23 protein-coding genes, 1 tRNA gene and 2 pseudogenes are annotated in these 23,592 nt (G+C 58.1%); 13 read left to right on the forward strand and 13 right to left on the reverse strand.

Annotated features, from left to right (window positions below; all coding sequences use genetic code 11):
* Window positions 1–591: 591 nt before the first annotated feature.
* Window positions 592–1,437, forward strand: a pseudogene (locus OC71_RS06425) (hypothetical protein); the annotation flags it as partial.
* A 224-nt stretch (window positions 1,438–1,661) separates the two neighbouring features.
* Here the strand turns inward: OC71_RS06425 and OC71_RS06430 are convergent.
* Together OC71_RS06430 and OC71_RS06435 are read right to left on the reverse strand one after the other, a co-directional pair.
* On the reverse strand, window positions 1,662–2,768 hold the full coding sequence (locus OC71_RS06430; protein ID WP_041065937.1) for a hypothetical protein: 1,107 nt from the start codon (window positions 2,766–2,768) through the stop codon (window positions 1,662–1,664).
* Between the two features lie 575 nt (window positions 2,769–3,343).
* Window positions 3,344–4,144, reverse strand: coding sequence for a hypothetical protein (locus OC71_RS06435; protein WP_152620434.1), 801 nt, complete (start codon window positions 4,142–4,144; stop codon window positions 3,344–3,346).
* 793 nt (window positions 4,145–4,937) lie between these two features.
* Here OC71_RS06435 and OC71_RS06440 point away from each other — a divergent pair.
* From OC71_RS06440 to OC71_RS06455, 5 genes and pseudogenes are all read left to right on the forward strand, one after another.
* A complete protein-coding gene (locus OC71_RS06440) occupies window positions 4,938–5,300 on the forward strand; it encodes a DUF6124 family protein (RefSeq protein WP_041065943.1) in 363 nt (120 codons plus the stop codon).
* Window positions 5,301–5,742: 442 nt separating this feature from the next.
* Window positions 5,743–6,819: pseudogene (locus OC71_RS28655) on the forward strand (methyl-accepting chemotaxis protein); the annotation flags it as partial.
* A 78-nt stretch (window positions 6,820–6,897) separates the two neighbouring features.
* Window positions 6,898–7,677, forward strand: coding sequence for a methyl-accepting chemotaxis protein (locus OC71_RS28660; protein WP_371260353.1), 780 nt, complete (start codon window positions 6,898–6,900; stop codon window positions 7,675–7,677).
* A gap of 136 nt (window positions 7,678–7,813) precedes the next feature.
* On the forward strand, window positions 7,814–8,593 hold the full coding sequence (locus OC71_RS06450; RefSeq protein WP_041065948.1) for an EAL domain-containing protein: 780 nt from the start codon (window positions 7,814–7,816) through the stop codon (window positions 8,591–8,593).
* A gap of 102 nt (window positions 8,594–8,695) precedes the next feature.
* Window positions 8,696–8,911 carry a hypothetical protein gene (locus tag OC71_RS06455; protein WP_041065950.1) on the forward strand — a complete coding sequence of 72 codons (216 nt, stop codon included), beginning with the start codon at window positions 8,696–8,698 and terminating at the stop codon, window positions 8,909–8,911.
* A 136-nt stretch (window positions 8,912–9,047) separates the two neighbouring features.
* Here OC71_RS06455 and OC71_RS06460 read toward each other — a convergent pair whose 3' ends face one another.
* From OC71_RS06460 to OC71_RS06485, 6 genes are all read right to left on the reverse strand, one after another.
* The gene (locus OC71_RS06460) at window positions 9,048–9,833 is read right to left on the reverse strand and encodes a transporter substrate-binding domain-containing protein (protein WP_041066325.1); all 786 of its coding nucleotides are present in this window, start codon (window positions 9,831–9,833) and stop codon (window positions 9,048–9,050) included.
* 58 nt (window positions 9,834–9,891) lie between these two features.
* Complete coding sequence (gene copD, locus OC71_RS06465; protein ID WP_041065953.1) at window positions 9,892–10,761, reverse strand: copper homeostasis membrane protein CopD; 870 nt, start codon at window positions 10,759–10,761, stop codon at window positions 9,892–9,894.
* 3 nt (window positions 10,762–10,764) lie between these two features.
* Window positions 10,765–11,139 (reverse strand): copper homeostasis periplasmic binding protein CopC, encoded by a 375-nt coding sequence (gene copC / locus OC71_RS06470; RefSeq protein WP_041065956.1) that lies wholly within the window; start codon window positions 11,137–11,139, stop codon window positions 10,765–10,767.
* Between the two features lie 32 nt (window positions 11,140–11,171).
* The gene (locus OC71_RS06475; protein ID WP_041066328.1) at window positions 11,172–12,038 is read right to left on the reverse strand and encodes a copper resistance protein B; all 867 of its coding nucleotides are present in this window, start codon (window positions 12,036–12,038) and stop codon (window positions 11,172–11,174) included.
* Between the two features lie 11 nt (window positions 12,039–12,049).
* A complete protein-coding gene (locus OC71_RS06480; RefSeq protein WP_041065959.1) occupies window positions 12,050–13,786 on the reverse strand; it encodes a copper resistance system multicopper oxidase in 1,737 nt (578 codons plus the stop codon).
* Between the two features lie 102 nt (window positions 13,787–13,888).
* The gene (locus tag OC71_RS06485) at window positions 13,889–14,359 is read right to left on the reverse strand and encodes a hypothetical protein (protein ID WP_041065962.1); all 471 of its coding nucleotides are present in this window, start codon (window positions 14,357–14,359) and stop codon (window positions 13,889–13,891) included.
* 165 nt (window positions 14,360–14,524) lie between these two features.
* Between OC71_RS06485 and OC71_RS06490 the strand changes: the two genes are divergently transcribed.
* The 4 genes from OC71_RS06490 (at window position 14,525) to OC71_RS06505 (ending at window position 18,199) form a co-directional block, all read left to right on the forward strand.
* Entirely contained in the window at window positions 14,525–15,190 is a 666-nt protein-coding gene (locus tag OC71_RS06490; protein ID WP_027611510.1) for a ribonuclease T2, read from the forward strand.
* Between the two features lie 135 nt (window positions 15,191–15,325).
* Window positions 15,326–15,814, forward strand: a complete 489-nt coding sequence (locus tag OC71_RS06495; RefSeq protein ID WP_041065966.1) for a PAAR domain-containing protein — start codon at window positions 15,326–15,328, stop codon at window positions 15,812–15,814.
* A gap of 58 nt (window positions 15,815–15,872) precedes the next feature.
* The gene (locus OC71_RS06500; protein WP_041065969.1) at window positions 15,873–16,394 is read left to right on the forward strand and encodes a hypothetical protein; all 522 of its coding nucleotides are present in this window, start codon (window positions 15,873–15,875) and stop codon (window positions 16,392–16,394) included.
* 236 nt (window positions 16,395–16,630) lie between these two features.
* The gene (locus tag OC71_RS06505) at window positions 16,631–18,199 is read left to right on the forward strand and encodes a sensor domain-containing diguanylate cyclase (RefSeq protein WP_041065973.1); all 1,569 of its coding nucleotides are present in this window, start codon (window positions 16,631–16,633) and stop codon (window positions 18,197–18,199) included.
* Window positions 18,200–18,276: 77 nt separating this feature from the next.
* On the opposite strand, the gene OC71_RS06510 is transcribed toward OC71_RS06505, so the two are convergent.
* The gene (locus OC71_RS06510) at window positions 18,277–18,582 is read right to left on the reverse strand and encodes a hypothetical protein (protein WP_041065976.1); all 306 of its coding nucleotides are present in this window, start codon (window positions 18,580–18,582) and stop codon (window positions 18,277–18,279) included.
* Between the two features lie 187 nt (window positions 18,583–18,769).
* Between OC71_RS06510 and OC71_RS06515 the strand changes: the two genes are divergently transcribed.
* Window positions 18,770–19,564, forward strand: a complete 795-nt coding sequence (locus OC71_RS06515) for an exodeoxyribonuclease III (RefSeq protein WP_041065979.1) — start codon at window positions 18,770–18,772, stop codon at window positions 19,562–19,564.
* Window positions 19,565–19,664: 100 nt separating this feature from the next.
* Complete coding sequence (locus OC71_RS06520; RefSeq protein WP_041065982.1) at window positions 19,665–20,492, forward strand: arylamine N-acetyltransferase; 828 nt, start codon at window positions 19,665–19,667, stop codon at window positions 20,490–20,492.
* A gap of 2 nt (window positions 20,493–20,494) precedes the next feature.
* Here OC71_RS06520 and OC71_RS06525 read toward each other — a convergent pair whose 3' ends face one another.
* Together OC71_RS06525 and OC71_RS06530 are read right to left on the reverse strand one after the other, a co-directional pair.
* The gene (locus OC71_RS06525) at window positions 20,495–20,827 is read right to left on the reverse strand and encodes a BrnA antitoxin family protein (protein WP_041065984.1); all 333 of its coding nucleotides are present in this window, start codon (window positions 20,825–20,827) and stop codon (window positions 20,495–20,497) included.
* 3 nt (window positions 20,828–20,830) lie between these two features.
* Complete coding sequence (locus tag OC71_RS06530) at window positions 20,831–21,115, reverse strand: BrnT family toxin (protein WP_041065987.1); 285 nt, start codon at window positions 21,113–21,115, stop codon at window positions 20,831–20,833.
* Between the two features lie 253 nt (window positions 21,116–21,368).
* Here OC71_RS06530 and OC71_RS06535 point away from each other — a divergent pair, with 253 nt between their 5' ends.
* Window positions 21,369–22,892, forward strand: coding sequence for a nucleobase:cation symporter-2 family protein (locus OC71_RS06535; RefSeq protein ID WP_041065990.1), 1,524 nt, complete (start codon window positions 21,369–21,371; stop codon window positions 22,890–22,892).
* Window positions 22,893–23,083: 191 nt separating this feature from the next.
* Here the strand turns inward: OC71_RS06535 and OC71_RS06540 are convergent.
* Window positions 23,084–23,159 (reverse strand) — tRNA-Asn (locus tag OC71_RS06540).
* 70 nt (window positions 23,160–23,229) lie between these two features.
* On the reverse strand, window positions 23,230–23,430 hold the full coding sequence (locus tag OC71_RS06545; protein WP_041065993.1) for a hypothetical protein: 201 nt from the start codon (window positions 23,428–23,430) through the stop codon (window positions 23,230–23,232).
* Between the last annotated feature and the right edge of the window lie 162 nt (window positions 23,431–23,592).

The raw sequence follows: 23,592 nt of genomic DNA on the forward strand, positions 1-23,592 counted from the left end.
GAAGTCAGTCCGATCCATCATCGGGGCGACGGAGAAGCGGCGGGAGAGTGGGGCGGGTGTGGCGGAGATAGGGGACATTGGCGGTTCTGGATTGGGTGGGGCTGGGAGGTGGGGGAGTTTATCAGGAATGGGGGAGGACGGGTTTGAAGGCTGGTAGAGGTCTATTTCCGAAAAGTCGACCCGGTGACGATGAATGCTTGGTATTAAAAGGTCGTCCCTCCATTGTTCCTGTGAGCGAGCAGATTGGTTTGCTCTTTCGCGATCTAGATTGGTCATACGTTAGCGTGAAGGTACTGTACTTCTAAAGCCTCGCCGCCGGTTACCAAGGGATGGACAGTCTCGCCCGAGCACTCAGCATCCCCGACTTTACTGGCACCAACTGGGCAACGGTTAGGTTTTCGCCGACAGTTGGGTCGACAGTTTTTATGGCGCACGGGCGCCACTACAGATCCCCACGGAGCTTTTCGACGGCTACCGGGGCAATCGGAGCGCGATGGTCCCGGTCGTTCCCGGGTTACGACTAGATGCAACGATCAACAACGGCGAGCGCGTCACCAGCGTGGCGCTCGCCAATGACCAGATGGCCATCCGATGAAAGACGCAATCCGGCGTGCTGTAGAGCGCCAATTTCCCGAACTCACTGGCGGTTACCACTTGCCGCGCTTCGCCCTGGTTACCGCCATGGCCGACGCGCCGGCGGATGCCGGAGTCTGCGACGACTTCCGCCCGCGTTACGCTGTGGACATTGTTGTACTAGTCGCTGATGACGAGCCAGATCCGGCCATACCGCCGCTCACTGGCGTTCCGCTGCCACTGCCCACCGGTGGCGAGGAAATGGGCATTTACGCCTTTCCAGAGGAAGGCACGCGGGTGGTGGTGTGCTTCGCCTAAGGCCTGCCGAACAAGCCCTACATTCAATCGATCCTGCCCCACGGCTTGATCATGCCGAAGGTGCCGAAAGGCGACCAGGTATGGCAGCACAGCGGCGCCGCTCAACAGCGTGTCGATGCCGACGGCAACTGGCTATGCAAGACCGATGGCAAGATCCGAAATCATGAGATCAAGCGCGAAATTGACGCCTTGGAAAACCGCGAACAGTTCCAGAGTCACACGCAGACGATTGATGCTCAATCGACCGAGTCCGTAGGTGGAGTGAAGAAGATCGAGGCGCTGGACGCGCTCAAGCTGATGTCGGGCGGATTCTGTAGCCTGGCGGCGGTGGATGATCTGCATCAGGCTACGGGCTGTGATCTAAACCTGATTGTGGCTCAGAAGTACAACGCTACGGTGGGAGGCGACATGCAGAACAGATTCTAGGGTTTAGAAATAGTGTGGCGGGAATCAGCCAGAACGCGCCAAAAACATGGATAGGCTCAAGTGATGTTAATGTGCTGCAAGTATTGTGATTTGCTGAATTTGGTGCAACAGATTAACGAATAGATCGTCAGTCATAAGCATGGAGTAACGCCACCACCTGATAATGCGGAAGTATTCAGTAATTATGATCGGGGGGGGCAAAGTAAGTGCAATGATTTACAAACTCCCCTTTTTATGTTTCGCTACCGATTAATCTCTGAATTGATCTGAAACGATACAGAAATTCTGGCATTGATATTCTTCCAGTTGACTTTGTGTGATTGCCCTTAGGGATTAAATGCAATCTAGAAAATTAGCGAATCCTCAAAGAATACATCACCATTATATTTGTAAACCTCTAAAAGTATTTTCTTGGCGCATTTTATACTGGTGTCATCATCGTTGAGCGCGGAAATGGTCTCAGTAGAGGTATCAATTTCAATGACTGCTTCACCTGTAACTTTACTCCATCCTACGTCGAAGTTTTCAGGTTTTAAGGTTTCTTTTGTTAGGGCGTAATAAGGTGACCATAAGTACTTTTTAATGGCCAGCCTGAACTCGGGAAGCAATAGTTTGGCTCTTTCTCTTGCCTGGAGAATGTCTTTATAGAATGAGGAGTTTAGTTCCTCAAAGAAAATCACATTTTCAGAGTGTAATGTTGAGTAAGGCTTGATCGATTCTTCGAAATTTTTTGCGGTTAAAAATTTTATTCGAGATATTGAATCTTTTTTGTTGAGTATATATTTAGATACATAGTCTTCCGAGTCAATGTTTGTTGCTGTTATTTTGTTCTCGTGAAAGTGTATGCGAATCAAGTTGCTGTCTATTAATGATATGAGATTGAATTGATGAACTACTGCGTGGTTCTTGCTTCGTGTTATTAGGCTGTTTAATTCGTAAGCCTGCGCTTTCATAAGGGAGGTTATCGAATTAAATATGTTTTTATCGTTTTGGCAGGTCGAGCTGCCCTTGCTCATTTCCTGGAATGCAAAAATATCAACCCCAGGTATGCTGAAAATACTGGGGCATTTTTGTATTAATCTCCGGTAATAGTGTTCTGCCCATTGAGGTTGGTCTAAGTAGTACTGAATAGATTTTACGCTGCTGAAGCCTTTGAAAGGCTGCCAGTCGGAGTTAGGGTCGTCTGTATCGATGTTTCTGGATAGTAGCGCCCAATCATTTGCTTCGCTTTTTTTGCAGCTTATAATTATTGCTGTGTATATGGAAAAGCTTGGGGTTATTTTGCATTTGTATGCAAGTATATCAATCTCTCGTACGGACTCTTCATGGTCGTCTAGATAGTATCTGTTGCTGATTAGTGTCCATCCTTCACGGCGCAATATGGTTGCAACTTCATGTTCAAGCTTAAAGCCAGACTTGCAAATATTTTGCTCGATTTTTTTTAGATCCACAGATGTCTCCTGAATCCTGTGATAAAAGACACGTTAAGCGCCATCGTCAGGCTGCCCTAGTGAGTGTAGTTCATCTATGCGCCACTAAGTGACTTCTAGAAGCGAGTCTCCGCTCCGATTAGGAAGGTGTCAAAACGTACTTCAGTAGAAAAAAACAACTGAAAATGTACTTATCCACCTCCCGCTGACGTGCCTTGCGTTCGTTTTTTTTGCAAAGGCGGGTGTAGGCGCAAACGAAGGTCGCGCCCAGGCCCGCTACGAGGCTGCGAGAGGATTGGTAATTTCACGAGGTGAAAGATTTTGAAAATAAATGCAGCGGTCTCGCGCGGCGTTAAAAGCACTCTAGGTGGGAGGCCGACCTTCAGACTCCCCGTTGCGTAAGTGGTGGCCGACTGAAAACTGTTATCTCATTGAGTTTCTTGATTTTTCAAAGGCTCACGCTAAGTCTGTGTTGAACGCTCTTTTTTAGGCAGATCGACCCGCCTGAGACAGGCGATTTGTATGGTTTACAGACCGATAGGAGCATTTCAAAAATCATCAGTAGCGAGCAGTAGAGCCCTTACTGGAATATGTTGTCAATATGCGCGTTTTTGTTCAGCTAGTGCCTCTTCTACGACTCTTTCGAGAGCTTCGGCGAAGGAGGAGAAAGGACAGGCCGCTAGAATTCGGCTACCGGAATACCAAGCACTCTGGATCCCGATGACATTGTACTTCCAAATGCTGTCAACCTGCCGCAGCGCTATTATTGGCCCACCGCTCATACCAGAGATGTTATTAACGACCTCTTCTGATCCGTCCATAAGTTTTGCATAGAATTGATTTTCAGCTCTGTATCCTACGTTCTGCGGAGGTTTCGCCGGTGAAAGTGGAATCATCACAACTTGGGCCGTGATCTTACTGGTATTCTCAGAAATTGACTCCGTTGGTACGCCAACGATGATCCAGTAGTCGTGATCAGCAATGTAGTCCCCCCATGCCTCCTTTGTGAAAGGGATGACCCCACCGACTTCCAGTTGTTGGCGGTAAAGCCCGCCCAGATGTACTGCCGCATAGTCAAGACCGACGGATGCATCTTCAAGGACGCACCAGTGTTCAAACTGGAAATCGAATGGTACGGCAACCTCCTCGAACTGTTTTCCTGCAGCTTGATCGTTCAGTCGCCACGTATCGAAGGTATAGCCATCATCAATCATGCTTCCTATTCCTTTCGGTACGTGGCCTGCCGTTACGTAGAACCATTCGCCTAACACATCCACGACAAAGCCAGAAAAGATCAAGACTTGTGCCTTGTCGGATGTAGAAGAGCGGTATAGACAAGACAACATCACAAAGTGACGCCCGATGCTTGTCGCAACTCTGTCGCTAAAATTGTTCATGTCTGCTCCGGTAAATACGACAGGGTTGCTAGATGACGATGAGGAAGGAATACCTAAGTCCCAGATTGGAAGCATAGCAAGAGAAAGAGAGAACCGATTTCAGGTCGAGGGACGGGGAAGGGGAATCTTGGTAAGCGTGGATGAGGAATGGCTTGAAACCCTTAGGTAGGGCTCTTTGCAATCGACAGTGCCCTTAATTGGAGCCTAAACAGTTGCTTAAAATTTGCTTCTCTACCGGATGAGAGAATTGCAATTTGTTCGTGGGTGGTATGAAAGTGGCACGAAGAAAATCAAAGCCTTTGTTTGTGGGCGGTCGCGGGACAGTTGTTCCAATCCATCACTGGAGCGACGTACAGCGCTTGAAAAAGGATCGTATTGCTCTCTGCGCTGTTGACCGCATCTCGAGCAATGAGCGTATTTTTGAAGCTTTTGCGAGAAAATAAGCGTCTGTTTAAATGAGGCCTATTGTTGCAGTCCCGCTCCTACACCACCTTGCGCCTCCCCCTACGCCTAAGACAGAATCCGCCGGCTTGTGCGTCTAGCTCGCGGGTTTTATCGTCCCTACGTCACTGAAAACCAGTGATCGGGTTTGGTAGCCCGCTTCCGTCAGAAGCACAAGACTACTGTCTTGCGAGGGCGTTTCTCGTCTTCGTTTTATGGTGGTCATGCGCGGGGCGTCTTCGGATGCGCCGGGGTTCCTGACGACCGGTCTACCAACCTGCGTATGGCCTCCACCCTTCGTTTGGTAGCGAGAGTGATGGCTCCTTTTCGTTTATCCGTCAGGAGTTACACCATGTTCAAACCAACACCGAACCCACCCGAAACCAACCCCGCATCCCCCTACGAATCCCTCGATTCCCGCAAACTCCACGAAGCCGCCGAGCGCGCTCTCGATCACTACCTCACCCCGGCCAGCCAGATCATGGCCAGCGGTGATCAATCCAAACCGATGTTCCTCGCCAACCCGGCTTACGACACTGAATCTCTGCTCGCCAACGCCAGTGAGTCCTTGGGTTCTGCAACCACCATGCTCAACGACTTCGCAGCGTTGCTGGATGTCTCGCACCGCAAGACGCTGCTGGGCATTGCGCAGGTGGTGATGTTGGGGGAGTTGGCGGTGAATCAGGCGTTGGATAACGTCGAGCTCAAAGCGTAGATCGCTGCCCTCCGTGGCGAGCGGCGGGGTCGCGGAGGGCGCTCAGTCGATGCGCAAAACAACCGCCGAAAATGGCGGGTTTCAGCCTGTTTCCACAGCAATAGCGATGTGCCACAAAAAATGATGGCAATGCGTCATCACTGGCTCAAAAAAGTTCAACGCTTATACAAAAATATAAAGTTGTACAACATTTCCCAAAGTTTATAGCATCCGTTCCCAACACCTTTGCTGAAACGATAAATCCAGCGCGAACCCTGGATTTGTCCGCTGGTGCGTGCGCCGTCGGTACGGTTTTTCGCGTCAGTCTGTTGCAGCCGGGACAGTTGGAGCTGTCCGCCATTTGCTCAGGATGATGCCCCCGAATATGAGCGGCAATTGCGGTTGCCTGAGATCAATTTTTTGTGCCTGACGTTGAATCGCGTCAGGGCGTTAGAGGCTGAACATGGCAGAAGCATCGAGTTTCCTGGGCAACATCAAGGTTTCCCGAAAGTTGGGGGCCGGGTTTGGCGTTCTGTTGCTGGCGGTGGGGGCGGTGGCTTTCATTGGCTATAGCAGCAGCAATGTGCTGGTGGATCGCCTGGACACCACGCGTCTGATCGGCACGCTCAACGATGCGTCGCAGGACATGCGGTTGTCGGAGAAGCAGTACGAGGCGGCGGCGGACGCGGCGTTTGCCGAGGCTTATCAGTCGCGGCTGACGGTGTTGCAAGGGCTGATCGCCAAGGCGTTGCAGACCCTGACGCGGGCGGAAAACCAGCAGGCCTTGAAGCGTTTGCAGGACACCACGCTGGCTTACGATCAACAGGTCAAGCGTCTGGTCGAGGCGGACAAGGCGACCAGCGATGCGCTGAAACCGTTAGGAGCGATGTCGGACAAGTACGCCGAGACCTTCAACAGGCTGTTCGAGAGCGCCACGGCCAGTGCGTTGGCGTCAGCCGACAGTGCGCGGGTGGCGGACTTGCGCACGGTGGCGGATCTGCGCAATGGCATGACGATGTTTCGTCTGATGCTGCGGCGTTATATCGCGGTGCCGAGCGAGGCCAACAAGAAGGTGCTGCTGGACACCACCGATACGTTTCTGACGGACATGAGCAAGGCGCGCAGCGGGTTGCCGGCGGCCCTGTCGAGTCAGCTTGAAGAGGCGCAGGCCGGGATCCGGCGTTATCGCGAGGTGCTGGTGGAGGTTGCCGCGCTGTTCGAGCAGAAGCAGAGCCTGCGCCAGCAGGTGGATCAACAGAGCCAGGCGATGGACAGCATCATGACCGGCCTGATGGACACCCAGCAGCGTCTGGCGCGGGACGATCAACATCGTGCGTTTATCCAGATTGCCGTGCTGACGGTGCTGGCGCTGGTGGTCGGTCTGTTGGCTGCGGTGCTGATTTCGCGGCAGATCACCGGGCCGCTGGCGCTGACGGTGGAGCTGGCGCGGCGGATTGCCAAGGGCGATCTGACGGTGCAAGCCAAATCCAGCCGCAAGGATGAGTTGGGCGATCTGCAAAACGCGATGCAGGACATGGCGCAAAGTCTGAACACGCTGGTGCAGGGGATCGGTAACGGCGTGACCCATATTTCGACGTCGGCCGAGAAGCTTTCGGCGATGAGCGAGCAGACCAGCGCCGGTGTGCGCCAACAGAAAGTCGAGGTCGATCAGGTCGCCACGGCGATGCACGAAATGGCCTCGACGGTGCAGGAGGTCGCGCGCAACACCACCGACGCATCCGCCGCCGCGACCCTGGCCGATCAGCAGGCACGTCACGGCAGTGCGGTGGTCAAGCAGGCGACTGTGCAGATCAGCGAGCTGTCGGTGGCGATCGAGGACTTGGGCGCGGCAATGAACGTGCTGTCCCAGGACAGTGAGCAGATCGGCAAGGTCATCGATGTGATCAAGGCTGTCGCCGAGCAGACCAACCTGTTGGCGCTGAACGCGGCGATTGAAGCGGCGCGGGCGGGGGAGCAGGGCCGTGGTTTCGCGGTGGTTGCCGATGAAGTGCGCTCGCTGGCGCAGCGCACCCAGGATTCGACCAAGGAAATCGAAGCGCTGATTGTCACCTTGCAGCAGGGCACGCAAGCGGCCTCTACACTGATGACATCCAGCCGCGAACGCACGCTGGACACCGTGGTGCTGGCGCAGAAGGCCGAGCAGGCGATCACCGAGATCAACCAGTCGATCGGTACGATCCAGCAAATGAGCCTGCAGATTTCCGCCGCCGCCGAGCAGCAAAGTGCGGTGGCCGATGAGATCAATCGCAGCATCGTCAGTGTGCGCGATGTGGCCGATCAGTCGGCCGTCGCCAGCGAAGAAAGTGCTGCTGCGACCCTTGAGCTGGCGTCGCTGGGGCAGGACCTGCAACGCATGACGGCGCATTTCCGCACCTGATGGCATTTCGCAATGAACTTGGCCGGAATTGACCGGTCAGCCTGTATAAGCGGGGGCCGCCAAGCGGCGCCACCCGGTCCGTGCAGTGATTTTTTTCTGGGCCATGGATGGTTGCAACCCGCTCTCAGGGGGCGTCATGACCAATACACCAATTTTCCCCCAGCCCAGCGGGGGGTGCCAAGGATGCCGGCAAAAAGGCGAGGCCGATATGGCGTTCTCCTTCGCGTTCCAGCCGATTGTCGATGTGCGTGATCAATCGACCTTCGCCCACGAGGCGTTGGTCCGTGGCGTGCAGGGCGAAGGGGCGCTGTCGGTGCTGCAGCAGGTCGATGACCAGAACCGCTATCGCTTCGATCAACTGTGCCGCGTGCGGGCAATCTCCACCGCCGCGCAGTTGGGCCTCACCGGTTTTCTCTCGATCAACTTCCTGCCCAACGCGGTTTATCGCCCGGACCTGTGCATTCGCAGCACGCTGGAGGCGGCGCGGGCGCATGCGTTTCCGCTCGAGCGGCTGATCTTCGAAGCGGTCGAGGGCGAGCACGTCGAAAGCAACAAGCACTTGATGAACATCTTGCGCGAATACCGCGAGTTTGGCTTCAAGACCGCCATCGATGACTTCGGTGCGGGGTATTCCGGGTTGAATCTGCTGGCGGACTTTCAACCGGATCTGATCAAACTGGACATGGCGCTGATACGCGGTATTCACCGCGACCGCGTACGTCAGGCAATTGTGCGGGGCGTGGTGGGCATGTGTACCGAACTGGGGATCGAGGTGATTGCCGAGGGCATCGAGCATCCGGAAGAGCGCGATTTTCTCGCTGATTGCGGGATTTATCTGATGCAGGGATTCTGGTTCGCCAAACCGGCTTTCGAGGCGATGGCGCAGATTCCTGCCGGGGCGTGGCGGACGGTTTGATGCGAAGCTGAACCCGTGCTGTCGATCAGCCAGGTTTCATCTTGCCGGGTGCCGCGAAGGCCTAGGATGCTTGCACAAGATCATCCCAAGGGGAGCCGTACCATGCGCGCCGATGTCGTCAAAGTGCTGTTGATCGCTGCAACTGTCTCGGTATTGAGTGCCTGTTCGGGCGCCGGTGGCTTGACCACCACCAGTTGTTTTTCTGCGGATTGTCAGTCGCCCGAAGGGCGCAGTCATGCCACGACCCTGAAGTTTGGCGGCAACAGCATTGGCAGCAGCTTGAATCAATACAGCTCCGGGATGTTGCATGATGACTGATGGATTTTGTGGCTGAGAATCAATGTGGCGAGGGAGCTTGCTCCCGCTGGGTCGCGAGGCGGCCCCTCAAAAGAAGGCCTGCTGCGCAGTCCACCGGGAGCAAGCTCCCTCGCCACAACTGTTTATGTCTGGTGGGTTACTGCGGCACCGCCAGCCACTCACCAATGACCTTCTGATAACTGCCAGTGACTTTGCTCAAATGCAGCCACTGATCGACGTACAGCTTCCAGCTGATGTCATCGCGCGGCAGCAGATACGCCTTCTCGCCATACTGCATGTACTGATGCGGATTCACCGCGCACAACCCCGGTTTGAGTTTCTGCTGATACAGCGCTTCCGAGGCGTCGGTGATCATCACGTCGGCCTTGTTGTCGAGCAGTTGCTGGAAGATCGTCACGTTGTCGTGCAGGGCCAGTTGGGCCTTGGGCAGGAAGGCGTGGACGAAGGCTTCGTTGGTACCACCGGCCGGTTCCACCAGGCGCACGTCTGGCTGGTTGATCTGCTCGATGGTCTGGTATTTGGCCTGCTCGGCGCAGCGCACCAGCGGGATCTTGCCGTCGCTGTCGAGGGTGTTGCTGAAGAAGGCTTTTTTCTGCCGTTCCAGCGTCACCGAAATCCCGCCCATGCCGATGTCGCACTTGCCGGCCTGCATGTCCGGCATCAGGGTTTTCCAGGTGGTCTGCACCCACTCGACCTTGACCCCTAGGCTGTCGGCCAGCGAGCGCGCCATGGCGATGTCGATGCCTTCAAATTCGCCGTCGGCGCGCTTGAAGGTGTAGGGCTTGTAGTCGCCGGTGGTGCAGACGCGCAGTTGGCCTTGTTGCTGAATGCTGTCGAGGTGCGAAGTGGCTTCTTGGGCCTGAACACCCGCGGCCAGGGCCAGCGTGCCGCAAAGGATCATCGTGCTTTTTAGAATAGTCATGAACATCGGGCTTCTGCAGAGGACGGTGAGCCAGTGTAGTGAAAGGCCTTCGCGGGTGTCATCCCGCGTCCGGACTCAACGTGCCGAGCCACGCCACCAGCGCCACGATCAGCAGGGCCATGCCCAGTTCCAGCAGCACACTGCGCCTCAGTGCGTTCGCCGCGATGACGTGCTGTCCATCGCGTAGTGATCGCGCCAGCGCCGGCCCAAGGTGGAAGCGGTTCAGCGCGGCCAATACCAGCATCCCGGCAAACAGCACAACCTTGATCGCCAGCAACACACCGTAAGTGCCGAGCAGCACGTCATCCAGCCTCGGGCCGACGATGAACAGGTAATTCACCACGCCGCTCACCGACAGCGTCAGCACAATCGTCGCGCCGACCCATTCGAAGCGTTTCACCGCCTCAGCCAGCAGGCGAATCCGCGCTTCATCCACACGACCCCGCGCCAGCAACACCAGCGCCAGCATCCCCCCCAACCAGGCACCCGCCGCCAGCAGATGCAGGATGTCGCTGAGGAAATGCCAGAACCGCAGCGAGCCCTCGTCCATGGCCCCGTGCCCACTCCACGCAAGGGAGCTGAGGACAACCGCGCCGGCCGTCGACGCGAGCCACATCCCCGGCTGAATCAGCACCACGATCAGCGCAATCATGCGCAGCGCCCACGCCAGCCCGACATCCGTTTCCAGCAGCATCATCTGCAGATGCGGCCAGAGTGCGGCGAGTTCGGTTTCGCCACTCATGGTGCTCGTCATCAGCACCAGTCCAGCCACTGACAGCAGTGCCCCGATCAATGCCAATCCACGCAGCATCGGGCCAGACCGCAGGTCGGCGTCAGCGCTGTACAGCGTAAACAACCCCACCCCGAACAACAGCAGCAAATCCACATACAACGCCAGGCGCAAAATGATGTTGATCAGTTCAGCCATCGCTCACTTCACTTTGAACGTGACGTTGCCGGTGATCGGGTGCGTGTCGGACGACACCGCGCGCCACTCGACCTGGTAGGTGCCGGCGGGCAACGGCGCGAGCGGGGTGACGAGCATGGATTTCGGGTCGCTGCCAGCGCTGACTCTGGCCTTCATCGGCATCGGCGAATGGGCCATGCCGGGCATCTCGGTCATCACCAGTTTGGCGCCGGAGAACTGAGTCAGCAGGCTCTCGGAAAAGTGCAGTTCGATCTTGTCGGGAGCCGCGCCGTCGGCACCTTCGGCCGGGGTTGATGACAGCAGTTTCGGGTGAGCCTGAGCGAGGCTGCTCAGGAGCAAACCGCTGGCGAGTACAAGGGTGATATTCAACGTGCGCATGCAAGACCTCTGGGGTGTTTTTCAGTGGGAATTCAGAACCACAGCCGCACACCGAGCACGAGCCGTGCTTCGCTGCGACTTTCGCCTTCTTCGCGGGCGTAATCGGCGGTGTTGCCGTAGGTGCGGTTCCACGTCACGCCGAGGTACGGCGCAAATTCGCGGCGGATTTCGTAGCGCAGGCGCAGGCCGGCTTCAGTGTTCGACAGGCCGGAACCAAGGCCCCGTTGCGGGTCGTTTTTGCCGTAGACGTTGAGTTCGGCGGTGGGCTGCAGGATCAGCCGGTTGGTCAGCAGAATGTCGTAGTCGCCTTCCAGCCGCAGCGCGCTTTGTCCGCCCTCACCGAGAAACGCCGTGGCCTCGGCTTCGAAGTTGTAAAGCGCCATGCCCTGCAGACCGAACGCGGCCCAGGTTTGTGCGGCGCCGGGTTTGAAGTCCTGACGCACGCCGCTGACCACGTCCCACCACGGCGAAATCGCATGGCCCCACAATGCCTGGAGTTCGGCGTCCTCGGTCTTGCCGTTGCTGCGTTCGCCTTCGGAGCGCAGCCACAGGCGATCGATGTCGCCGCCGATCCAGCCGGACAGATCCCAGGCCAAAGCGCTGCCGTCATCGGCGTTTTGCCATTCGAGTTTGTCGGCGAGGAAGTAACTGTTGATCGCGCTGTCATGCACCTGATGGCCGCCGGGGCTGGCGAACACGGCGGCGCGGTCGGCGTCGGTCAGCACCGGGATCGGCGTGCGGCTTTCAGTGGGTGCGGCAGGCTGCATCATGCCGTCGTCCATGCTTTGCATCGAGTGATCCATGCCGGGCATCTGGCTGTGATCCATGCCTTGCATGTCGTTGGCGGCCATGACGGAGGCGCTGATGAACAGCACGGAGAACGCTGCAAGTCGAGTCATGATCAGCCCCTTCATTCTTCCACCCGCACTTCGCGGAACATGCCGGTTTCCATGTGATAGAGCAGATGGCAGTGATAGGCCCAGCGGCCCAGTGCATCGGCCGTGACCCGGTAACTGCGACGGGTACCGGGGGGCATGTCGATGGTGTGTTTGCGCACCTGGAAATTGCCGTTTTCGTCTTCCAGATCGCTCCACATACCGTGCAGGTGGATGGGGTGGGTCATCATCGTGTCGTTGACCAGCACCAGACGGATGCGCTCGCCGTACTTGAGGCGCAGCGGCTCGGCGTCGGAGAACTTGATGCCGTTGAATGACCAGGCGAACTTCTCCATGTGCCCGGTCAGGTGCAGCTCGATCGTGCGCCCGGGATCGCGGCCGTCCGGGTCGTCGAAGGTGCTGCGCAGGTCGGCGTAAGTCAGCACGCGACGGCCGTTGTTGCGCAGCCCGAGGCCGGGGTCGTCGAGTTTCGGTGTGGGGGTCATGGCTTGCATGTCCACCAGCGGATTGTCTTTTTCGCTGGCGGGGTGCGATTGCATCGGGCCCATCGCCGAGTGGTCCATGCCCGCCATGTCGCTCATGTCCATCGAGCCGTGGTCCATGCCACCCATGCCCATGCCACCCATGCCCATGCCACCCATGCCCATGTCGTCCATGGTCACCAATGGGCGCGAATCCAGCGCTGGCACCGGGGCCGTCAGACCGGCGCGGGACGCGAGGGTGGCGCGGGCGTAACCGCTGCGGTCCATGGCCTGGGCGAACAGGGTATAAGCGTCGGCGGCGGGCTCGACGATCACGTCGTAGGTTTCCGCCACCGCGATGCGCAGTTCATCGACGCTGACCGGTTTGACGTGCAAACCGTCCGCCGCGACCACGGTCATTTTCAGCCCCGGAATGCGCACGTCGAAGTAAGTCATGGCCGAGCCGTTGATCAGGCGCAGGCGCAGTTTTTCGCCGGGGCGAAACAGTCCGGTCCAATTCGAGTCAGGAGCGTGGCCGTTGATCAGGAAGGTGTAGGTGGCGCCACTGACGTCGGCGATGTCGGTGGGGTTCATCTTCATTTGCGCCCACATCGTGCGGTCGGCGACGGTGGTGCTCCAGCCTTTGTCGCTGACGTCGTCGATGAAATCGCCAACCGTGCGCTTGTGGTAGTTGTAGTAATCGGACTGCTTTTTCAGGGTCTTCATCAGGCTGGCCGGGTCTTCGTCAGTCCAGTCGCTGAGCATCACCACGTAGTCGCGGTCGTAGTGGAACGGCTCCGGTTCTTTCGCATCGATCACCAACGGCCCGTAGACCCCGGCCTGTTCCTGCAAGCCGGAGTGGCTGTGATACCAGTAAGTGCCGTGCTGCCGCACCTTGAACTGGTAGACGTATACGCCGCCGGGTTCGATGCCGTGAAAACTCAGACCCGGCACGCCGTCCATGTTGGCCGGCAGCAGGATGCCGTGCCAGTGAATTGAAGTGCTGTCCTTGAGCCGATTACGCACCCGCAGCGTCACCGTGTCGCCTTCGCGCCAGCGCAGAAGCGGACCGGGCAGGCTGCCATTGATGGTCAGCGCAGTGCGCGGGCTGCCGGTGAAGTTGACCGGGGTTTCGCCGATGAACAGCTCGAATTCGCTGCCGCTCAGTTCGTTGATCTGCCCCGGTTCGTTCAGCGCCCAGACCGGAGCGCGCCACAGACCGAGGCCGCCGAGCAGGCCGCTGGCGGCCAGGCCTTTGACGAAGGTGCGTCTTGAGGTGTTGGAAGGCATGCGCTGGAAGTCCCCGTTCGATACATGACGGGGAGGCTACCCAGCGCTGGCTTTCAGTTGGCTGAGAGGGGGATTACAGTTTTGACAGTTTGCCCGTTCCTGTTACAGGCCCAGACCTTCCTGCACCACCTGCAACAGGTTGTTCTCGGTCAGCGCAATCGCATCCAGCTCCTGCCCGGTTTCCACTGTCTGCAACCACCAATGGCTTTCATGATGTTCATCGACGGTGCGCAGCAGGTAGGTGTTGCGATCCGGCAGGGTGATCTGCACGCGGCCGGCGCCGTCCTCGGTAAACCGGGCGATGGGATCAAAGGTCAGGGTTTGCTGGTTGGCTTCGATCACCAGTTGGTCGATCGCGTAATCGTGGCTTTCGCCATCGGGTGAGCTCTCGCAAACGTGGGTTGGGTTGCGGCGGATTTTCAGGCCGACTTCGGTGACGGGCTGCAGCCAGACCTCAATGCGGTGGTACAGATCGTAGACCTGCGCCGGCCAGCAATCGATCTCCAGCGCGGCATCCGCGTGGGTGTGCCGGGTTTGCTTGAGTTTGGCGGCGAGTTCGTCTGCTTTACTCATTTCGGATCCCTTGGTTTGATGTCTGCCTGTTAATCGTAGACCGTTCAACGGCGTACGGCCTTGCCTTGCGTCATGCGCTTGCAACACAAGCATGGCGAAATCAGCGCTGGCCAAGTCTGGTCAGCATCAAAAACCACGGACGCAGGCGTCCCAAGGAGCGGGTACATGAAAAAGCTGTTTACAATTCTGGCGCTGATCGCGCTGACGGCCGGTAGCATCGGCCTGAGTTCGGCGCGTCAGTCGAACGCCAGCAAGGTGCAAACGGAAGCGGTAGCGGGGCAGTTTGATTACTACCTGCTGACGCTGTCCTGGTCGCCAACGTTCTGCCTCACCCACAAAGATGACGTGCAATGCTCCGGCAAGGGCTACGGCTTCGTGCTGCACGGCTTGTGGCCGCAATACGCCAACGGCGGCTGGCCGGAATCCTGCCCACCGCTGACCACGCTGTCGGCGGCGGAAACCACCAAGGGCCTGACGCTGTTCCCGACGAAGAAACTGCTCGATCACGAATGGTCCAAGCACGGCACCTGCAGCGGTCTGGGCGCAATGGGTTATCTGGATGAAGCGGACAAAGCCGTAGGCGCGGTGAAAATTCCGCAGGAGCTGCAACCGTTCAGCTCCTCGTATTACTTCGAAGCCCAGGAAATCGCCGACCTGTTCCGCAAGGCCAACCCGGGGATCCCGGCCAATGGCATCGCGGTGATCTGCAGCGGCCCGGAACTCTCGGAAGTGCGGGTGTGCATGGGCAAGGATCTGCAGTTCGGCGCGTGTGGCAAGGGCGTGAAGACCCAGTGCCGGGCGGGGGATATTCGGGTGCCGCCGTCGCGTTGATGTGAGTGGTTGCACGAATGAAAAAGGCGCCTCGATCGGGCGCCTTTTTTTGCCTGGAGGTTTGAAGCAACCGGAAAACTCACGCATGCTTGCGCCCCCAAAAAGGATGACCCGCAACACTGCAAGGAGCTGTTCATGAGCGGAAAACCCGCCGCCCGCGTCACCGATCCAACCGCCTGCCCACTCCCGGGACATGGCACCAATCCGATTGCCAGTGGCTCGCCGAACGTGAATTTCGACGGATTGGCGGCTGCGCGAATGACTGATAAATCCGCGTGCGGCAGCCCGATTACTGGCGGCGTTTCCTCGACGGTGTTTATCAATGGCTTGAACGCCGCGACCCTGGACAGCACCGGGGGGCACGGCAATGTGGTCATTGGTGGGTCAGGCACGGTCATCATCGGTGACACAGTAACAGCGGCGCCTTTCAGTGGTCTGCTACCAATGCCGGTGCATTTCACGGACAAGTTGAAACTGGTCAATGACGTGACCGGTGAGCCCATGATCAATCATCCCTACGTGATTCAGCGCGCAGATGGGCGACTGGAACACGGGGTGTCTGACGCTAATGGGTTCACCCACGAAGTCAGCTCGCACCTGCCTGTCTTTTTATTGCGCCTGTAGCCGGGGGCAAGTCGGCAAGCGATTTATTGCTGGACTCAATAATGAAGGAGTTTTCGTGATGCACAGGTTACTCTTTTGCTGTTTCCTGGCTATTTGCTCCGGTTGCGCAAAAGACCATGTAAAGCCTCCAGCGAACTTGAGTTTTGTATCTGTTGAAAGGCAAAAATCACTTCTATACGACGTTCGTTATCAGTCGGACGTGGATGTTCTGAACCTGTTTGATAGAGGAGAAAGGGTTGGGATGGCTTCAGGCATGCTGAAATGTGCCTTGGAGGATGATCAGGATTTCTCGGTTGGCAAAGCCATCCGGTTTTCTGCAGTAGGTTTGGTGACGTCGGAAATAAGCGAGGATGGCAAGGCGGGATATTCCTATCTCACCAGTGCGTTCATGGTTGAAACTTCAAGCAACCGGAGTTCTGAAAGAAATCTGTCAGTAAAAGAACTGAATCAACTCCTCGCCAACAAACAACAAATCCCCTGCAAAGTCGTCGTCACCGCGTACGGCTATAAACCTTACTACTCAAACACCATGAACCTGCCGGTCGCGGATTTGCTGCGGGAAATCAACAAACCCCGATAGCTGCCACTGGTGCCCTGCGCGAATGCCCTGCGCAGATACGCGAGGGCGATCACCTGCAAAACGACCTCTGAAAATAAATCGCGGCGCAGCGTTCATCCAAATCCCTCGCGCGCCGATACAACGGGGCGGGCGTGTGTTGGCGCGGCGGGTTTGCCGTGCGCATCCCGGTGGGCTACGCTCACAAAAAGTAAGGGTTTCGGGCTGCGGCCCCTGTCGTACCTGCCCAGGACACGTTTTTGCCAATCCCCATTCACGAACCGCATCAAACTCCCGGCACGCTTAAACGCCTGCCGTTGCGCAAGGCGGCAGCGCTGTTCATCGTTGCGGTGTGCCTGTGCCTGTCCGGCTTGCTTTATTTGCAGCTGGAGCAGACGCGGCGTCAGGATCTGGCGAACGCGCAGATCGCCTCCACCAACTTGACCCGAGCCATGGCGCAGCAGGCCGAAGACACGTTTCTGGCTGCCGATCTGGTGCTCACCAGTCTCGCCGACTGGGTCGAGGACGACGGATATGGCGCCGCGCAACGACCACGCCTGCAGCAGACCTTCGCCCGTCGGGTGCAGCAACTGGAACAGCTGCACGGCATGTTCCTGTTCGACCGCGAGGGGCAGTGGGTGATCACCTCGTTCCCGGACTTGCCTCGTGGCAACGGGGTGGCCGACCGCGAGTACTTCAAGTTTCACCAACAGAATGTTTCTACCGTGGCGCACATCGGCCCGGCGATCCGCAGTCGGGAAAATGGAGAGTGGATCATTCCGATCTCGAAGCGCATCAATGATCGCGCCGGCAACTTTCAGGGCGTGCTGATGGCCGGGATCAAGATGGCGTACTTCGACCGCTTCTTCAAAAGCTTCAGCCTCGATGATAGCGGCATCATGTTTCTCGGCCTCAAGGACGGCACTTTGCTGGCGCGGCGGCCGTTCGACGAGAGCCTGATCGGCTCGTCGCTGGCGCGGGGCAAGATCTATCAGAAGCTGCTGCCTGAAGCGCCGGCCGGTACGGCGATGATCAGATCGGTGGTCGACGGCGTGGTGCGTTTATACGGCTACCGGCAGCTGACGGCTTACCCGCTGGTGGTCGCGTCCGCCTCTTCGCGCGACACGATTCTCAAGGGTTGGTCCGAGCGGGCCTTTCAGTCCAGCGTGATTGTGGCGCTGGTGATCCTCGGCGTCGGCCTGTTCGGCTGGGTGTTCATTCATCAGGTGCGTGACGGTGAGCGTATCGAGAAAAACTTGCGCAGGGCGCAGCGCGCACTGGAGCAGATTGCGACTCATGACAGCCTGACCGGGCTGGCGAACCGGCGGCTGTTCGAGCAATCGCTGGACATCGAATTCGCCCGCGGTGCACGGCAGTCGAGTCCGGTCGGCCTGATCATGCTCGATATCGATTTCTTCAAACGCTACAACGATGCCTACGGCCATGTGGCGGGGGATCATTGCCTGACCCAGGTGGCCCAAGTGCTGAAGAACAGTTGCCAGCGCAAGGCTGACCTGGCAGTACGTTACGGCGGCGAAGAGTTCGCGGTGCTGCTGCCGGACACTGACATCAACGGCACGCTGGCGATTGCCGGGCAGATCCGCCGCAGCGTGATGGACAAGCGCATCACCCATAGCGGTTCGCCGACCGGCTACCTGACGGTGAGCCTGGGTTGCTACGCGTTTGTGCCCAGTGGAAACGACAGCCTGGAAGAATTTATCCAGCGCGCCGACGCGGCGTTGTATCAGGCGAAAAATGCCGGGCGTAATCGCGCGGCGGTGTTGTCGCTGGAATCGGAGGTTGCCGAGTTGATGCGTTCGGATCGCTGAAGTTTCAGCGCTCCAGCAGAGGAGAGGGAGCAAACTCCCTCTCACAGGCCTCATCACTCACCGTAACGCCGGTTCGTTCAGCTGCCCGAGCCACCGCCCGCACCGCCGGTCCCGCCGCCCGCCGCACCGGTGCCGCCGCCAGCCCCCGAACCAGAACCCATGGCGCCGCCGTTGGTGCCGGTGCCATTGCCAGATCCGGGGCTACCCGCGCCGTTACTGCCGGCCGGTGCGCCTGGGGTGTTGTCCGGCGGTTTGGGCGTGCTTTTGTTGACTTCGGGGTTGGTGCTCGATGTACCGGAACTGTCGTTCGCCGCGAAGCTGGCAGCCGAAGTCGTAGCCAGCAGGCCGGCGAGCAACAAAGAAGTGAGTGTACGTGTAGTCATGGTACGTCTCCAGAAAGGGGCGGTTACCTGACGTTGGTCTGACACGTTTACCCGTTGGTGCCGATTGGCTGACGAGCGGTTATCGAGCTGCAGTATCGATCATCAGTCGCGGCCGGTTGATCCGATGCAACCACCGGCGCCGCCACAGGGTCACAATTTTCCCACCTTGTTCGCCGGAGCCTGGACGATGAAAAACCTGCGGATCGCCACCTTCAACGTCAACGGTTTGCGTGCGCGGTTACCGAACCTGCTGCAATGGCTCAAGCGCGAGCAGCCGGACATTGCCTGCCTGCAGGAGCTCAAGTCGGTGGACAGTGCATTTCCGGCTGCCGAACTCGAAGCGGCGGGTTACGGCGCGATCTGGCACGGTCAGGCGTCATGGAACGGCGTGGCGATCCTCGCTCGCGATGCGCAGCCGCTGGAAAGCCGTCGTGGTCTGCCGGGCGATCCCGACGACAAGCACAGTCGTTATCTGGAGGCGGCGGTGCACGGCGTGCTGGTTGGCTGCCTGTACCTGCCCAATGGCAATCCGCAGCCGGGGCCGAAGTTCGATTACAAACTGGCCTGGTTCGAACGCCTGATCCGCTACGCCAAGGATCTGCAAAGCAGCGATCATCCGGTAGTGCTGGCCGGCGATTACAACGTGGTGCCCACCGATATGGACATCTATAACACCCGTTCCTGGCTCAAGGATGCGCTGCTGCAGCCCGAAAGCCGCGAGTGTTATCAACGGCTGCTCGATCAGGGCTGGACGGATTCGCTGCGTCATCTGTATCCCGAGGATCGCCTCTACACGTTCTGGGATTACTTCCGCCAGCATTGGCAAACCAACTCCGGTCTGCGCATTGATCATCTGCTGCTCAACCCGGCACTCAGCCCTTACCTGCACGAGGCCGGGGTCGATGCCTGGGTGCGCAACGAACCGCACGCCAGCGACCATGCACCGACGTGGATTCGCATCGGTTCGCGCAAGCGGCGGTAGCGCTGATTGGCGAAATCAATTGTCGGAGTCGGGGCCCAATCCCGTATACCTGTCGGCCAGCGGCACAGTGAGCCGCGGCCACATGCAAAAGGACTGAGCAATGAGCGAGCCACGTCTGGCGAATCCGACGTTGTACCTGCAGCGCCTGGGGTTCGATGCCCCACCGGCACCGACCCTGGAAACCCTGCGGCAGCTGCAGTTACGCCATACCGGGATCTTCCCGTTCGAGAACCTGTCGACGATCACGGGCGCACCGGTGCTGATCGATCTGGCGTCGGTCGAACAGAAAGTTCTCCACGGAGGTCGGGGTGGTTACTGCTACGAATTGAACAATCTGTTTCTGGCGTTGCTGCAGGAATTGGGCTTCGAGGCCCGTGGTATCTCCGGGCGCGTGGTACTGGCGCAACCCGAGGGCACGTGGACGGCGCGCACCCATCGCTTGAGCCTGGTGATCATCGATGGCGAACGCTACATCACCGATGTCGGCTTTGGCGGCATGGTGCCGACTGCGCCGCTGTTGCTCGATACCGAGGCTGAACAGCCGACGCCGCACGAGTCCTATCGCATCGAGAAACAGGCCGATGGCTACATGCTGCGCGCCAATGTTGCAGGCGAGTGGCGTGCGATGTACCTGTTTGATCTGCAACGCCAGGAAGACATCGATTACACCCTCGGCAACTGGTACGTCTCGACCCATCCCGAGTCCCCATTCGCCAAACGGCTGATGGTTGCGCGCACTGGCGATGGCTGGCGGCGGACTCTGAACAACGGCAGCTTCGCGATTCATCACATGGGCGCCGACAGCGAGCGGCGCGAGGTGGCGGATGTCGATGAGTTGATCGAGGTGCTGGAGCAGGAGTTCGGCCTGCACCTGCCTGACCAGCCGCCTGTGCGCCAGTCGCTGGCGCGGATGCTCGTACCGGACTGATCTCAGGGCTTTGCCTCCGGTTCCAGTACCCGGCGGATTTCACCGACCGCCGCCGAGAGCTTTTTTTCCAGGCTCTTGAGGTCGGCGGCGGTGATGCCTTTCTTGAATTGCCCGGAGTGGGGCGGCTCGGCCTCCTGCGTTTTGCTGCCAGGCTCCAGCAGGGCATGGCGCAGGGTGTTGTTGATCACCGTCTGATAACCGAAACCTTCGTTTTCCGCCACGTTGCGGGCGGCTTCGATGACGGCGTCATCGAGCATGATGGTGATGCGGGTCTTGCCCTTGGCGGGCGCCAAGGCACCGCGTTTGCCCTGCGAGAAGTCGTATTCGTCTTTCATCGTTCAAGCCTCCAGAAAGTAAGCGCAACGCTCGCTCGGTGTGGCGACACGTGCAGAAATGATTCGTGCGACGTTGGCTTCGCGATAACTGTACGCAACCACCAGCAAACGCCCTTTGCCATCCAGGCCGAGGGTGATCCAGCGCTGTTCGTCATGGTCGTTGTCCTCGATCGTCAGCGCGCGTTCGTCGTGAAAGACCGGCTCGGTATCGGCAAGGCTGACACCCCTGTGCTTGAGTTTGTTGGCTGCGTTCTTGCTTTTGTCGTACTGAATTTCGAATGACTTCATTATGCATACTTTATATGTATAAAAAAGGGCGCCAATGCACCGCTGGTCGCCATGAACACTTCAGCCTAGTGCGATAAAAACCGGGGGCAGGAGGGGATGTGTTGCCGGATTTGTGGGAGCTAGAGGTGGCGGGATAGAAGCTTGGGTGGCTACCTATCCATTATGTGACCGATAAGTTGTATACAACTCTATGGACATTTGTCCCGAGTATTGAATACAGTGTGCGCATAACAAAAACCAGGGAACCCCCCACATGAAAACGCCCCATGTTTCACACCAACGGCCCGAGGACGAAAATCTCGGGGTCGGCGCGAATATGGCTTACGGCCTGCAACATGTTCTGACCATGTACGGCGGTATCGTTGCGGTGCCACTGATCATTGGCCAGGCGGCCGGGCTGTCGCCGGCGGACATTGGTTTGTTGATTGCTGCTTCATTGTTTGCGGGGGGGCTGGCGACACTGCTGCAAACCCTGGGTCTACCGTTTTTTGGCTGTCAGTTGCCGTTGGTGCAGGGCGTGTCGTTCTCCGGTGTGGCGACCATGGTCGCGATCGTCAGCAGTGGCGGGGAGGGCGGCTTCCAGTCGGTGCTGGGCGCGGTGATTGCCGCGTCGTTGATCGGCTTGCTGATCACCCCGGTGTTCTCGCGAATCACCAAGTTTTTCCCCCCGCTGGTCACCGGTATCGTGATCACTACCATTGGTCTGACGCTGATGCCGGTGGCGGCGCGCTGGGCCATGGGTGGCAACAGCCATGCGCCGGACTTCGGCAGCATGCAGAACATCGGGCTGGCGGCGGTCACGCTGGTGCTGGTGTTGTTGCTGAGCAAGGTCGGCAGTTCGACCATCTCGCGCCTGTCGATCCTGTTGGCCATGGTGATCGGCACGGTGCTGGCGGTGTTCCTCGGCATGGCGGATTTTTCCGGTGTCGCTCAAGGGCCGATGTTCGGCTTCCCGACACCGTTCCACTTCGGCATGCCGACTTTCCACTTCGCCGCGATCCTGTCGATGTGCATCGTGGTCATGGTGACCCTGGTGGAAACCTCGGCGGACATTCTGGCGGTCGGTGAGATCATCGGCACCAAGGTCGACTCCAAACGCCTGGGCAACGGTTTGCGCGCCGACATGCTGTCGAGCATGTTTGCGCCAATCTTCGGATCGTTCACCCAAAGCGCCTTCGCGCAGAACGTCGGGCTGGTGGCGGTGACCGGGATCAAGAGTCGTTATGTGGTGGCCACCGGCGGTATCTTCCTGGTGATCCTCGGCCTGCTGCCGTTCATGGGGCGGGTGATTGCCGCAGTGCCGACCTCAGTGCTGGGCGGTGCCGGTATCGTGCTGTTCGGTACGGTGGCGGCGAGCGGCATCCGTACGCTGTCGAAGGTCGATTACCGCAACAACGTCAACCTGATCATCGTCGCGACCTCGATCGGCTTCGGCATGATCCCGATTGCCGCGCCGAACTTCTACGATCATTTCCCGAGCTGGTTCGCGACCATTTTCCACTCGGGCATCAGTTCATCGGCGATCATGGCGATTGTGCTGAACCTGGCCTTCAACCACTTCACTGCCGGCAACTCGGATCAGCAGTCGGTGTTTGCGGCTGCGGAAGAGCGCACTCTGCGTTATCGCGACCTGGCGGCGTTGCGTGAGGGTGACTACTTCAGCGACGGCAAGCTGCACGATTGCGATGGCAAAGAAGTGCCGGTAGTCGAGCCTGATGACCACGATCATGGGCATGGGGCGCCGAAGACCCAGATGAAGAGCAGCGAACACGTTTGATCGCTGATTGAGTGAAAAAGGCCGAACTGTAGTTCGGCCTTTTCGTTTGAAGATCAAAAAATCGCAGCCTTCGGCAGCTCTTACAGGGGAACGCATTCCACATGTAGGAGCTGCCGAAGGCTGCGATCTTTTGACTTTTCGAGCGCCCACAAAAAAGCCCCTGAATCTTTCGATTCAGGGGCTTTGCTATTTGGCTCCACAACCTGGACTCGAACCAGGGACCCAATGATTAACAGTCATTTGCTCTACCAACTGAGCTATTGCGGAATTGGTGCGTATGTTACTGATTTAAAAAGACTAGTCAAGCTTTGCCGATTCTTTTTTTGCCGAACGGCTGTCAGCCGCCGAATGTAAGGGTGCCCATCAGCAGCTTTGCGTACAACGCCGTGGCCGCCAGTTGCACCAGCCACAGGGCCAGGCCGCCGAGGAAAACCCCGGCTGCCACTTGCAGCACCAGGCTTTTGTCGCGTTTGGCCGGGGCGCGGGGGATGAAGTCATCCAGGTCGTCTCGGTCAGCGCGCAGGTTGTCGTTTTTCATGTGGGTTATTCCTGGATATATACGAAACCTGTGGGAGCGAGCCTGCTCGCGAAAGCGTCGGATCAGTCGCCATGATCTTTGGCTGATACACCGATTTCGCGAGCAGGCTCGCTCCCACAGTTCAGATTTGTATGCAGTTTAGAGGGAATGTTGCATTCCTTC

The organism is Pseudomonas sp. W15Feb9B, from assembly GCF_000828175.1.
Lineage (GTDB): Bacteria > Pseudomonadota > Gammaproteobacteria > Pseudomonadales > Pseudomonadaceae > Aquipseudomonas > Aquipseudomonas parakoreensis.

Bases quoted from the DNA above. Each gene is read 5' to 3' on its own strand.
- copC (WP_041065956.1), bottom strand. From the start codon at position 11,139: ATGCGCACGTTGAATATCACCCTTGTACTCGCCAGCGGTTTGCTCCTG.
- OC71_RS06455 (WP_041065950.1), top strand. From the start codon at position 8,696: ATGCGCGCCGATGTCGTCAAAGTGCTGTTGATCGCTGCAACTGTCTCG.
- OC71_RS06530 (WP_041065987.1), bottom strand. From the start codon at position 21,115: ATGAAGTCATTCGAAATTCAGTACGACAAAAGCAAGAACGCAGCCAAC.
- OC71_RS06495 (WP_041065966.1), top strand. From the start codon at position 15,326: ATGAGCGGAAAACCCGCCGCCCGCGTCACCGATCCAACCGCCTGCCCA.
- OC71_RS06510 (WP_041065976.1), bottom strand. From the start codon at position 18,582: ATGACTACACGTACACTCACTTCTTTGTTGCTCGCCGGCCTGCTGGCT.
- OC71_RS06545 (WP_041065993.1), bottom strand. From the start codon at position 23,430: ATGAAAAACGACAACCTGCGCGCTGACCGAGACGACCTGGATGACTTC.
- OC71_RS06475 (WP_041066328.1), bottom strand. From the start codon at position 12,038: ATGACTCGACTTGCAGCGTTCTCCGTGCTGTTCATCAGCGCCTCCGTC.
- OC71_RS28660 (WP_371260353.1), top strand. From the start codon at position 6,898: ATGAGCGAGCAGACCAGCGCCGGTGTGCGCCAACAGAAAGTCGAGGTC.
- copD (WP_041065953.1), bottom strand. From the start codon at position 10,761: ATGGCTGAACTGATCAACATCATTTTGCGCCTGGCGTTGTATGTGGAT.
- OC71_RS06520 (WP_041065982.1), top strand. From the start codon at position 19,665: ATGAGCGAGCCACGTCTGGCGAATCCGACGTTGTACCTGCAGCGCCTG.
- OC71_RS06515 (WP_041065979.1), top strand. From the start codon at position 18,770: ATGAAAAACCTGCGGATCGCCACCTTCAACGTCAACGGTTTGCGTGCG.
- OC71_RS06490 (WP_027611510.1), top strand. From the start codon at position 14,525: ATGAAAAAGCTGTTTACAATTCTGGCGCTGATCGCGCTGACGGCCGGT.
- OC71_RS06435 (WP_152620434.1), bottom strand. From the start codon at position 4,144: ATGAACAATTTTAGCGACAGAGTTGCGACAAGCATCGGGCGTCACTTT.
- OC71_RS06535 (WP_041065990.1), top strand. From the start codon at position 21,369: ATGAAAACGCCCCATGTTTCACACCAACGGCCCGAGGACGAAAATCTC.
- OC71_RS06480 (WP_041065959.1), bottom strand. From the start codon at position 13,786: ATGCCTTCCAACACCTCAAGACGCACCTTCGTCAAAGGCCTGGCCGCC.
- OC71_RS06500 (WP_041065969.1), top strand. From the start codon at position 15,873: ATGCACAGGTTACTCTTTTGCTGTTTCCTGGCTATTTGCTCCGGTTGC.
- OC71_RS06525 (WP_041065984.1), bottom strand. From the start codon at position 20,827: ATGAAAGACGAATACGACTTCTCGCAGGGCAAACGCGGTGCCTTGGCG.
- OC71_RS06460 (WP_041066325.1), bottom strand. From the start codon at position 9,833: ATGACTATTCTAAAAAGCACGATGATCCTTTGCGGCACGCTGGCCCTG.
- OC71_RS06485 (WP_041065962.1), bottom strand. From the start codon at position 14,359: ATGAGTAAAGCAGACGAACTCGCCGCCAAACTCAAGCAAACCCGGCAC.
- OC71_RS06450 (WP_041065948.1), top strand. From the start codon at position 7,814: ATGACCAATACACCAATTTTCCCCCAGCCCAGCGGGGGGTGCCAAGGA.
- OC71_RS06440 (WP_041065943.1), top strand. From the start codon at position 4,938: ATGTTCAAACCAACACCGAACCCACCCGAAACCAACCCCGCATCCCCC.